Genomic DNA, 10,406 nt, shown 5'->3' with positions numbered 1-10,406 from the left:
ATCTTGGGGAATCCTAGATATTTTAGGAGGAGGCTTAATTTCAAGCCTTGTTAAAAGAGACAAGATAGGCCAGGCAAACCGTAGTTTAGGGGAAATTTCAGCAAGCCTTAAATCTCTTAATAAAGAACTCAGTGATGTTGATATAAGCTTACCAGATTCCATACCAGATAGGACATCAGACGAGCTATTTGATGTGGTTTTTGACAATGTCTTCACCGACATAAGAGTCCAAGGGGAAATAAAAGAAAACTTAGTTGCCCTAAAAGAATTAAGGTATGCTATTGTGGAAATAAGAGACAAGCTAGAGAGCGAAATAGAAGAATTAAAAAATTAAGGAATGGGCTGAGTATGGACGTATTATTAGTAATTGACTTACAAAATGACTTTGTTGACGGTGCCTTGGGCAACGAAGGCAATGATAAGATTGTAAAACCAATAGAAAAATTAGTAGAAAATTTTAGGGGGGAAGTGATTTTTACTAGGGATACCCACGATGAATCTTATTTGGAAAGCCTTGAGGGCAGGCACCTACCTGTGACCCACTGCATAAAGGGAAGTAAAGGATGGGAAATAAAAATACCTACCAAGGCCAAGAAGGTTATAGACAAGCCATCTTTTGGGTCTTATGAACTTGTTGATTACCTAAAGGACTTAGATAAAAAAGAAAAAATCAAAAATATTTATATGGTAGGAATTTGTACGGATATCTGTGTGCTTTCAAATGCTATCATGATTAAAAATGCCCTTTTAGATACGGAAGTAACTGTAATTGAAGACTTGTGTAGGGCTACAAGCGAAGCTGCCCACCAGGCAAGCCTTGTTGCTATGGCATCTTGTCAGGTTAATATTATAAAATTTGCAGATTTTAGGCAAGATTAAGATTTATAGGCTATGAGTTTCAGAACTCATGGCTTTTTTTCTTTGAAATTTTTAGAAATTTATTAAAAAAATTTGATATAATAAAATCAGAATAAATTAAGGAGAGCTTATGAAACTTGAAATTTGTATTGATTCTTTTGATGGAATGATTGGAGCTTATTTTGGTGGGGCTGATAGGGTAGAAATCTGTTCGGCCCTAACACTTGATGGCCTAACTCCATCGGCCGGGCTTGTTGATATTTGTTGTAATTATGATAATATAGAAAAATTTGTTATGGTAAGACCGAGACCTGGACATTTTACCTATGATGAATTTGAAATTGGCGAAATGAAGGCTACCATTATTGCCTTTAAGGATAAGCCGATAGATGGCTTTGTCCTTGGTGTCCTTGATTCCTATGGTAGGCTTGATATAGAAACCATGAAGGAACTTGTATATTTAGCCTTTCCAAAGAAGGTAGTTCTTCACAGGGCCTTTGATTATTCTATTGATGGTGAGGAAAAAATTGAAGAATTAATTAAGATGGGGGTTGATAGGATTCTAACTTCAGGCAAAAAGCCAAAGGCTGTTGAGGGTTTGGACTTAATTAGGGAAATCCAAGAAAAATATGGTGATAAGATTGAAATTATGGCTGGTTCTGGGGTTAATTATGAAAACATTAGAGAGATTTATGAAAAAACCGGCATAGAAAATTTCCACCTTTCAGCATCCTTTACAGGTCAAACAGAGATTGACTATGATAATTTTGGCGAGGATTTTCTTGACTATAGGTGGACAAGTTCTGGTCTTGTTGAAGCAGCAAGGATGGCAGTTGACGAATTAAAAAAATAAAAAATTGTGACCTGAGTCATAGTAAAAATTCCAAAATTTGTTAAAATTAAATTTAGATAAGGAAAAATTATTTTACAGATAAGGAGATATTATGATTAAAGATAGCAAAATTATATTAGTTGGCGATGGAGCAGTAGGATCATCTTTTGCCTATGCTTCAACAATTTTAGGCATTGGCAGACAGCTTGGAATCATAGATTTGAATGAAGATAAGGCAGAAGGCGATGCCATGGACCTTTCAGACGCCCTATCCTTTACTAAACCAAAGGAAATTTTCAAGGCGGATTATGCTGATTGTAAGGATGCTGAAGTAGTGGTAATCACAGCTGGTGCTCCACAAAAACCAGGTGAAACTAGACTTGATTTGGTAGGCAAAAACTTAAAGATTTTCAAGGATATGATTGGAAAGATTAAGGATTCTGGTTTTGAGGGAATTTATGTGGTTGCTTCAAACCCTGTTGATATCCTAACTTATGCTACATGGAAATATTCTGGTGCTCCTGCTGAAAAGGTAATCGGCTCTGGTACAAGCCTTGATACATCAAGGTTTAAAAAGGAAATAGCTTCTCTAATAGGAATTGATCCAAGGAGTGTAGATGCCTTTATTTTGGGCGAACACGGGGATACAGAATTTCCTGTTTGGTCACACACAAATGTTGGCGGTCTTCCTATTTATGAATGGGTAGCCAGCCACTCAGATGTAGATGAAATGGCCCTTTTAGATACTTTTGAAAAGGTAAAAAATGCTGCCTATGAAATTATAAATAAAAAGGGTGCGACTTTTTATGGCATAGGCGTGGCCTTAGCAAGACTTGTAGAAGCTATTATAAATGATGAAAATTCAGTGTATTCAACCTCATCCTACCTTGATGGGGAATATGGGGAAAAAGATATTTTCATAGGTGTTCCATCAGTAATTGGCAAGGCAGGTGTAAAGTGGGTTATAGATGTACCCCTAACAGATACTGAGAAAGAGAGAATGAAAGAATCAGCAGGCACTCTTAGAAAAGTAATGATTGATGCTGGTCTTGTTGAAAAATAAAAAAATAAGGGAGTAGTGACCTACTCTCTTATTTTTTTGCATAGTAAATTATTTTAGTTAAGGAATGACAAATTTCCTTTTGGGATATAAGACAATGGTTCTTCTATCCAATGCAGAGCCTGTTTAAATCCCTATGGCTCTTATAAATTGTTTTGTAAGATTTTTTAATCTTATTATAGTGTTCGAATAATTTTATTTTTTGGTCCTTATCGGCATAAACTTTCCAGTAGCCGTTGGCCAAAAACTTATCCCCCTTATTTTCAATAAAACCAACTACGTCCTCATAGGGGTAGCCAAGAAAAATACCTATTTCGTGGGGGAAATTTTCTTTTTTAAACCTAAACTTCAGATGCCTTAAGCACTGGTTTAGGTCATTTGTCTTATAGCCCAGAGAGGATAAGAGACTTTTAATCTTAGTTTGGTTCAAAACATAAGATAATTTCTCTGGCCTATAAGCGTAAATTTGAGCGGATTTTTGGTTGGTCTTAAGTATTTCTACATACATATTTTTCTTGTTAAGTAATTCATTCCACTCGGAGACCATTTTTTCGATGTTGATATTTTGTATATTTTTAAAAGTAAATAGATTTGCGATTTTTCTGTTTGCTAAGGTTTGTGATGCGTAATTAACCAAAAGGAATTCATTCATCTTAGCTTAAGGCTTTAGCTAAATCAGAGCCTGCCCTTCTGCATTCTTTTAAAGCTTCATCATCTGGGTAATCATAAGCGATTAGTCCATCACAAACTAAGTTTATTCCATCGCCTTCGCATCTTTCTTGCCAAGTTTGCATCCATTCACCTTCAGCCCATTCATAAGAACCAAAAATTAAAACTGGTTTATCAGATAGAGATTTTTCTACGCTTTCAAACATAGGTTCAAATTCGCTATCTTCAAGCTCTTCAGATCCCATAGCTGGGCAACCAAATGCAAAACCGTCATAGTTTGCAACATCGCTTTCGCTAAAATCTGAACAATTAATAACACTTACTTCTAAATCTGAATTTTTTAGTTCATCTGCTATTTCGTTGGCCATAGCTAGAGTGTTACCTGTACCTGACCAATAAACTACTGCTACTTTTTTCATGTTTTTCTCCTTAATTTGATTTCATAATTTGTGATATTGGTAATCCTTATCAATATTTTATGAAATTGATAATCCTTATCAACGTCTAACCTAATAATAAACTATTGTTTGGTTCTTGTCAAGCATTTTTTTATTTTTTTATTAAAAATTAATAAAGAGCTTGATTTCAATCTTTATTTTAATGCAAATGTAAAAAATTAGAGAAAAAATTCTGGGATAAGAGATAAGAATACAATATTTTGGCAAAATATAAAAGCTTAATAAAAATTTATATATAAATCATATTATTTCTAAATTTGAATTCTTTTCGAATGAGTGTATTATAAAGTGAGGACATAAAAAATAAAGTTTAATAATCGTAAAGTTAAGACTTAGATAATCAAAAATAATAAAAATAAATATTTTGATTATTAATTTAATAATAAAGTAAAAATAATATAATGTGAATCACACTTTATTTTCCTTGCAAATTGATTATAAATATTAAGGTAAAAAGATTTTAGCAAAATCAAAATCCTATTTTATTGAAATTATTTAAAGTCTTAGCTTGTCTTTTTTGGTCCTAATTAGAAAGGAAGTTAGTGATGAAAAAAATATCAAAATTTATTTCATACCATCCAAGACTCGTGCTTTTGATAATGACTATTTTACTTATACCGTCTTGGATTGGTTATAAGACCACAGGGGTCAACTATGATATCCTATCATATTTGCCAGCAAATCTTGAGTCTACCCAAGGCCAGGAAATCCTTGATAAGGACTTTAAGAATGCCGCTACGGGCATGCTTATCTTAAAGGGTACTGACCACGATGCAGACAAGTTAAAAAAAGAAATATTAGAAATAGACGGAGTAGAAGATGTAATTTCAAAATCTTCAATTGTAGGTGATACAGTTCCGAGTGAATTTTTGCCCGATGAGATAAGAGATTCTTTTTATGCAGAAGATTCGACTATGTTAATGGTTAAATTTTCCGAATCCTCTTCGTCTTTTAAGACTATGGAGGCAATTGATCAGATAAGGGCTCTTGAGTCTAAGGAAAAATACCTAAGTGGAATTTCTTCCTTGGTTAAAGATACTAAGGACCTTATTGATAGGGAAACGCCTATTTATGTCGGTTTAGCCGTTGCCTTGGCCCTTGTAGTCCTATCTTTGGCCAATGAATCAACTATTATCCCATTTCTCTTTATGCTAAATATAGGTTATGCTATTTTATATAACTTTGGAACAAATTTTTTCTTGGGAGAAATTTCCTATATTACCAAGGCAATCGCAGCAGTTTTGCAGCTTGCAGTTACAACAGACTATTCGATTTTCCTCTATCACAGGTATGTAGAAAAGAAAAAGAAAAATGAAAGCAATAACGAAGCTATGGCCAAAGCCATTGATTCAACCCTAGCATCTATCTTTGCATCATCCCTTACAACCTTTGCTGGATTTTTGGTACTTTTATTAATGCAATTAGGTCTTGGCAAGGATATTGGTCTTGTAATGAGTAAGGGAGTGCTTTTAGGACTTATTTCAACAGTTGTAGTCTTGCCACCAATGATTTTATTGGCAGAAAAACTTGTAAATAGGTTTAACCACAAGGTTTTACTTCCTGATTTTTCAAGAACAGCAAACTTTACAATCAAACACAGGAAAAAACTTTTTATAGTATTTTTGCTTTTGTTTATACCAGCTGTATATGGGGCAAGAAATACAAATCTTTATTACAATTTGGACAGGTCACTTCCACAAGACCTTAATTCTATTGTTGCCCTAAACAAGATGAAAAAAGACTACAATATGGCCTCAAGCCACTTTATAGTGGTCAAGGAAGACCTTTCAAAAACAAGTGTAAATTCGATGATAGAAGAAATTAAAGATGTGGAGGGGGTAAATAACGTCCTAAGCGTAAATTCAATGACAGGCCTTACTGTGCCAAGCGAAATATTACCTCAAAAATTAAAGCAAAACTTCGTTCAAGACGGCTATCAGATGATCATGGTTAATTCAGAGTATCAAACAGCTTCAAGCGAAGTTAATAAACAGCTTTCTGAGATTGAAAAGATTGTTAAGGCACACGATCCTGATGGCAAACTTACAGGTGAAGCTGTCCTTACAAAGGATTTGACAATCCTATCTGATAGGGATTTTAAGATGGTAAATATCGCTTCAATTATAGTGGTATTTTTAATTATCGCTTTAGTTTTTAAGTCATTTGCCATTCCAATCATCCTAATTGCAGCCATAGAACTTGCGATTTTTATAAATATGGGAATCCCATTCTACTTTGGCCACACCATACCATTTATTACTTCGATAATAATTGGTGTAGTTCAATTAGGATCAACCGTTGATTATTCAATACTTATGATGGATAGGTTTATTTTCGAATATAAAAAACACAAAGACTTGGAAAAGGCCCTCGACCTATCAGTCAGGGAAACATCAAAATCAATAGTTACATCTGCCCTTTCATTTTTCGCAGCAACTATTGGTGTAGGTATCTACTCAAAGATGGAAATTGTATCAACTATTTGTATTTTCTTGGCTAGGGGTGCGATAATTTCAATGCTTGTAATTATCATCTTCCTACCAGCCATAATAGGACTTACAATTCCCTTTATCGAAAAAACTACAAAAGGATTTAAGGAAGGAAAAGAAAATGAATAAAAAATTTGTGAAAGCTCTAGCAGTTTTAAGCGTAAGTTCAATTCTTGGTGGAAATATCGCCTATGCTAGTGAGGCTAAAACCTATAAAAATGAAACTGTTTATGTGACAAAAGAGGCGGATAAAGTCAAAGATAAGACTGTTTCAGTTTGGATAAATAAGGACGGAAAGACAGATGTAAAGGATAAGTCAGACCTTAAAGACATTAAAAATCTTGAAACTGATGAAAAAATTGAGGCCAAGGACGGTTTTATTGATATAAATTCTAAGTATAAAGACTTTTATTACCAGGGAAAGACCGACAAGGACTTGCCTGTTGATGTGGAAATAAAATACGAACTAGATGGCAAGGCTATTAATTTTAAGGACCTAGAAGGAAAGTCTGGCAAGGTAAAAATCACTATCACAGCCCACAACAAGGTAAAAGAAAAGCAAAAATCTGGCAAGATGATTTACTCACCATACCTTGTAATGACTGAGATGACCTTTGCAGATGATGAGGTAAAAAATATCGAGGCTGATTCAGCTAAAATCGTTAAAGACGGCAAAAACCAAATAGTAGCGGGAGTCCTTGCTCCAGGTCTAAGGGAAAATTTTGCTGGGCTTTTGGATGATGAAAAGCTTGATAAGTTTAAGGATCAGATTGAAATTGAAATGGATGTAGAAAATTTCAAACCTAGCGAAGCCTATGTTGTAATAACAAACGAAATTTTCCAAGACGGTAAAAGCTTAGGATCCTTTGATGATTTGGAAAGTGGACTTGATGAATTAACAACAAATGCAGGTAAGCTTGTTGATGGTTCAGGCAAACTCAAAGAAGGAAGTAAAAGACTAAATAAGGGGATTTCTGACCTAGCTGATGGATCTGAAAAACTATCCGCAGGATCTGAGAAGTTAATGGCAGGATTTGACCAAATGAGCGGTGCCTTTGCAAGTCTACCAGAAAAAATTGTACCAATGGAAAATGCTATTTCTGCCCTTGATGAGGGAGGGGCAAATTTAAATGCTGGTCTTAACCAATATACAGGTGGTCTTTCTGAGATAAATTCAAAAATGGGTGATTTGATGGATGGCGCAGACCGTCTAAATCAAGGTTCGACCGAGTTAAATGCAGGAATTGAAAGACTTAGCCAAGGAAGTAAGGAACTTAGGGAAAAATTATCCCAAGGTGCCGGTGGCAATGATTTAACAGAATTTGCGACTTCTTTAAAGGCTTTAAAAACTGGCATTGATGATTTTAGTCAAAGCATAGATCCAATGGCAGATTCTTTAGATAAATTAAATATGGGCCTAAAATCAGCAAGCGAATCTTCAGCAAAAATTTCCAAATCTCTTGCTGATTTAAGCCTTGCAGGAGAAAATGCTCCAAGTACCGGAGCAGTAATATCAAATATTAATCAAAATGCGGCTAATCTTGAAAATCAAATCGCAAGCCTTGAAGCCAAAAATACTGACGGAGCTTTGACAAGTGAGATTGAAAACCTAAGAGCAATCAAAAATGGCCTTTATGGGCAAAGTCAAAAACTTGGCGCCAGTGCAAAGGTAAATGCAGAAATTTACGCTAGTTTAAAGAACTTAAGCGGAGCATCAAATGAGCTTACAAGTGGTCTTAACAAATTGAGCCTGGGCCTAGGAGAGATGAGCGAAAAACTTGATGGATCTAAAGATGATCTAGAAGAAGCATCATTCAAACTAGGAGCGGGTATAGAAAAAATTGAAAGTGGCTTATCTGATTCCGACCTAATGAAATTAGGAGAGGCCCTAAACCAATTTGACGCAGGATTGGATAAGGTTAAGGAAGGATCTCAAAACCTAGTAGCTGGTACACAAGCCAATAAAGAAGGCGTGGAAAAACTCGTTAATGGTTTAAATTTATTAGATTCAAAATCAGCTTACCTAAAGGAAGGTTCAGAAAAATTATCCGGTGGTCTTAGCGAATTTAAGGAAAGGTCCAAGGCTTTAAGAAATCTCGGTTCAATAAATGATAAGGCTTTAAATCCGATGGCTAAGGGGCTTTCTGACTTAAATAAGGGAATTCTTGACCTAAGGGCAGGTGCACTTAAGCTAAAAGAAGGATCAGATACTTATAATGAAAAGTATGAAGAATTTGATTCAGGCCTAAGAAGATACAAAGCAGAAGGCATTGATAAATTAGCCGGAAAAACCGGAGATATCAAAGAAATAGGAGAAATCCTAGACCAAATGTCAAAGCTTGCTAAGAAAAACAACTCAATATCAGGCTCAACTGATGATATAGAAACAAGATCAAGAATAATAGAAAAAATCAGATAAGAGTTAGATATTGAAAAATCTCGGAAAACCCATATAATAATACCGAGAGAAGCCACCTCTTACAAAGCTGAGTATGAGAACCAATGATTACTCACCAAAAAAGCACTAGCTGGTGACTAGTGCTTTTTTTAATTACTTGAGACGATAATCTAAATATTTTTCTAAAATAATTAGAATTATTCCTACAAGTAGCGGAAAATAAAAATTTTCCCATATTATGAGAACCAATACTTCTCACCTCCCTCCACCTAATAAAATATGGTGTTAGGCACTATTATTATATCATATAAATTACGTCAAAAGGGATTTAATAAAAAATTATAAAAATTTTCAATCAAAAACTGCCAGATATCTGGCAGTTTGTTTTTTATTCTTCTACAAAGGTGATTTTACCTTCTTCTAATTTTGCGATTCTTGCTAGGGAATAGATGTCTATATCCATTTCCTCTACAAGTTGTCTACCTTCGCTAAATGATTTTTCGATTACAATTCCAAGTCCGGCTGGGTTTGCTCCAGCTTGTCTGATTATGGCAACCATACCTTTGGCAGCTTGACCATTTGCTAAAAAGTCATCGATCATGAGGATGTTTTCGCCTTCTTTAAGGAAATTTTTTGAGACTATTAGCTCATTTGTGACTTGTTTGGTAAATGAATATACGCTTGAATGATAAAAGTCTTCACCTGTTGTAAGTGATTGTTTTTTTCTGGCAAAAACACAGTCTACTCCAAGCTCAAATGCTGTAGCAAGGGCTGGTGCTATACCGGATGATTCTACAGTTAGGACCTTATCGATTTTTTTGTCTCTGAAATAATTTGCAAATTCAACTCCCATTTTATGGATTAGTTTAGAGTCAATTTGTTGGTTTAAGAAAGAGTCTACCTTTAGTATGTTTGGTCCAATAACAATCCCGTCTTTAAGAATTCGTTCTTCTAGTTCTCTCATCATATCTCCTTATATTTTAAAATTCAAAACTAACTATGTACTTTAAATAATTATAATCTTTCCGTATAAAATAGTCAATTTTTTCAGGATATGGAAGAAAATGATTGATTTTGATTGACTATGATTGAAATTGGTGCTATAATATCAACATGATATTAGAAAAAAGATTGGATATTATTTTAGAAATACTAAAAAAAGAGGATGCAGTATCGAATAAGGTTCTTACTGATAAGCTAGGGGTCAGCGAATCTACCTTGAGGCGTGACTTGTCCTATCTCCAGGATATGGGCAAGATTACAAGAGTCCATGGAGGAGCGGTTTTAAATAATATCGCCGCAAGCGAGATAAATTTCACTGACAACCAAAAAACCAAGCTTAAGGAAAAATCTCAAATCGGTCAAAAGGCTGCAAGGCTAATCAAGGATGCCAAGTTTATTTACCTAGATGCAGGATCAACCTGCAATGAATTGATTGACCACTTAGAAGAGGGCCGAGATATAACTATTGTTACAAATGGTCTTATGCACATAGATAAGTTGATTAGCAAAAATATTTCGACCATTATTTTGGAAGGAAATATCAAGGCAGAAACTAAGGTGACAACAGGACTAAAAACCCTCGAATCCATAGGGAAATATAATTTTGATTTGGCCTTTATCGGAGCAAATGGTTATGATG

10 protein-coding genes are annotated in these 10,406 nt (G+C 34.7%); 7 read left to right on the top strand and 3 right to left on the bottom strand.

Annotated elements, in window-relative coordinates; all coding sequences use genetic code 11:
- The 4 genes from RQ907_RS05645 to RQ907_RS05630 all read left to right on the top strand — a co-directional run.
- Window positions 1–334, top strand: a 334-nt coding sequence (locus tag RQ907_RS05645; protein ID WP_311492406.1) for a hypothetical protein, incomplete at its 5' end; no start/stop codon positions are given.
- A gap of 14 nt (window positions 335–348) precedes the next feature.
- Window positions 349–879, top strand: coding sequence for an isochorismatase family cysteine hydrolase (locus tag RQ907_RS05640; RefSeq protein ID WP_311492405.1), 531 nt, complete (start codon window positions 349–351; stop codon window positions 877–879).
- A gap of 109 nt (window positions 880–988) precedes the next feature.
- Window positions 989–1,711, top strand: coding sequence for a copper homeostasis protein CutC (locus tag RQ907_RS05635; protein ID WP_311492404.1), 723 nt, complete (start codon window positions 989–991; stop codon window positions 1,709–1,711).
- Window positions 1,712–1,805: 94 nt separating this feature from the next.
- The gene (locus RQ907_RS05630; protein ID WP_399522375.1) at window positions 1,806–2,753 is read left to right on the top strand and encodes an L-lactate dehydrogenase; all 948 of its coding nucleotides are present in this window, start codon (window positions 1,806–1,808) and stop codon (window positions 2,751–2,753) included.
- A 103-nt stretch (window positions 2,754–2,856) separates the two neighbouring features.
- Here the strand turns inward: RQ907_RS05630 and RQ907_RS05625 are convergent, their stop codons facing one another.
- Both RQ907_RS05625 and RQ907_RS05620 read right to left on the bottom strand, forming a co-directional pair.
- Window positions 2,857–3,402 carry a DUF3793 family protein gene (locus RQ907_RS05625; protein WP_311492402.1) on the bottom strand — a complete coding sequence of 182 codons (546 nt, stop codon included), beginning with the start codon at window positions 3,400–3,402 and terminating at the stop codon, window positions 2,857–2,859.
- Window position 3,403: 1 nt separating this feature from the next.
- Window positions 3,404–3,838: a flavodoxin gene (locus RQ907_RS05620; protein WP_311492401.1), complete on the bottom strand. Its 435-nt coding sequence runs from the start codon at window positions 3,836–3,838 to the stop codon at window positions 3,404–3,406.
- Window positions 3,839–4,422: 584 nt separating this feature from the next.
- Between RQ907_RS05620 and RQ907_RS05615 the strand changes: the two genes are divergently transcribed.
- Window positions 4,423–6,495: an MMPL family transporter gene (locus RQ907_RS05615; protein ID WP_311492400.1), complete on the top strand. Its 2,073-nt coding sequence runs from the start codon at window positions 4,423–4,425 to the stop codon at window positions 6,493–6,495.
- Window positions 6,488–8,785, top strand: coding sequence for a hypothetical protein (locus RQ907_RS05610; protein ID WP_311492399.1), 2,298 nt, complete (start codon window positions 6,488–6,490; stop codon window positions 8,783–8,785). The genes RQ907_RS05615 and RQ907_RS05610 overlap by 8 nt, the downstream gene beginning before the upstream one ends.
- A gap of 367 nt (window positions 8,786–9,152) precedes the next feature.
- On the opposite strand, the gene RQ907_RS05605 is transcribed toward RQ907_RS05610, so the two are convergent.
- Entirely contained in the window at window positions 9,153–9,728 is a 576-nt protein-coding gene (locus RQ907_RS05605; protein ID WP_311492398.1) for a xanthine phosphoribosyltransferase, read from the bottom strand.
- A 167-nt stretch (window positions 9,729–9,895) separates the two neighbouring features.
- Between RQ907_RS05605 and RQ907_RS05600 the strand changes: the two genes are divergently transcribed.
- A partial coding sequence (locus tag RQ907_RS05600) for a DeoR/GlpR family DNA-binding transcription regulator (RefSeq protein WP_311492397.1) occupies window positions 9,896–10,406 on the top strand: 511 nt, incomplete at its 3' end.

It is taken from the genome of uncultured Anaerococcus sp. (genome assembly GCF_963510575.1).
Classification (GTDB): domain Bacteria; phylum Bacillota; class Clostridia; order Tissierellales; family Peptoniphilaceae; genus Anaerococcus.
Note: the sequence above shows the minus strand (reverse complement) of the source record. Positions and strands in the feature narration are given on the sequence as shown.

Bases quoted from the DNA above. Each gene is read 5' to 3' on its own strand.
- RQ907_RS05615 (WP_311492400.1), top strand. From the start codon at position 4,423: ATGAAAAAAATATCAAAATTTATTTCATACCATCCAAGACTCGTGCTT.
- RQ907_RS05635 (WP_311492404.1), top strand. From the start codon at position 989: ATGAAACTTGAAATTTGTATTGATTCTTTTGATGGAATGATTGGAGCT.
- RQ907_RS05625 (WP_311492402.1), bottom strand. From the start codon at position 3,402: ATGAATGAATTCCTTTTGGTTAATTACGCATCACAAACCTTAGCAAAC.
- RQ907_RS05610 (WP_311492399.1), top strand. From the start codon at position 6,488: ATGAATAAAAAATTTGTGAAAGCTCTAGCAGTTTTAAGCGTAAGTTCA.
- RQ907_RS05640 (WP_311492405.1), top strand. From the start codon at position 349: ATGGACGTATTATTAGTAATTGACTTACAAAATGACTTTGTTGACGGT.
- RQ907_RS05620 (WP_311492401.1), bottom strand. From the start codon at position 3,838: ATGAAAAAAGTAGCAGTAGTTTATTGGTCAGGTACAGGTAACACTCTA.
- RQ907_RS05605 (WP_311492398.1), bottom strand. From the start codon at position 9,728: ATGAGAGAACTAGAAGAACGAATTCTTAAAGACGGGATTGTTATTGGA.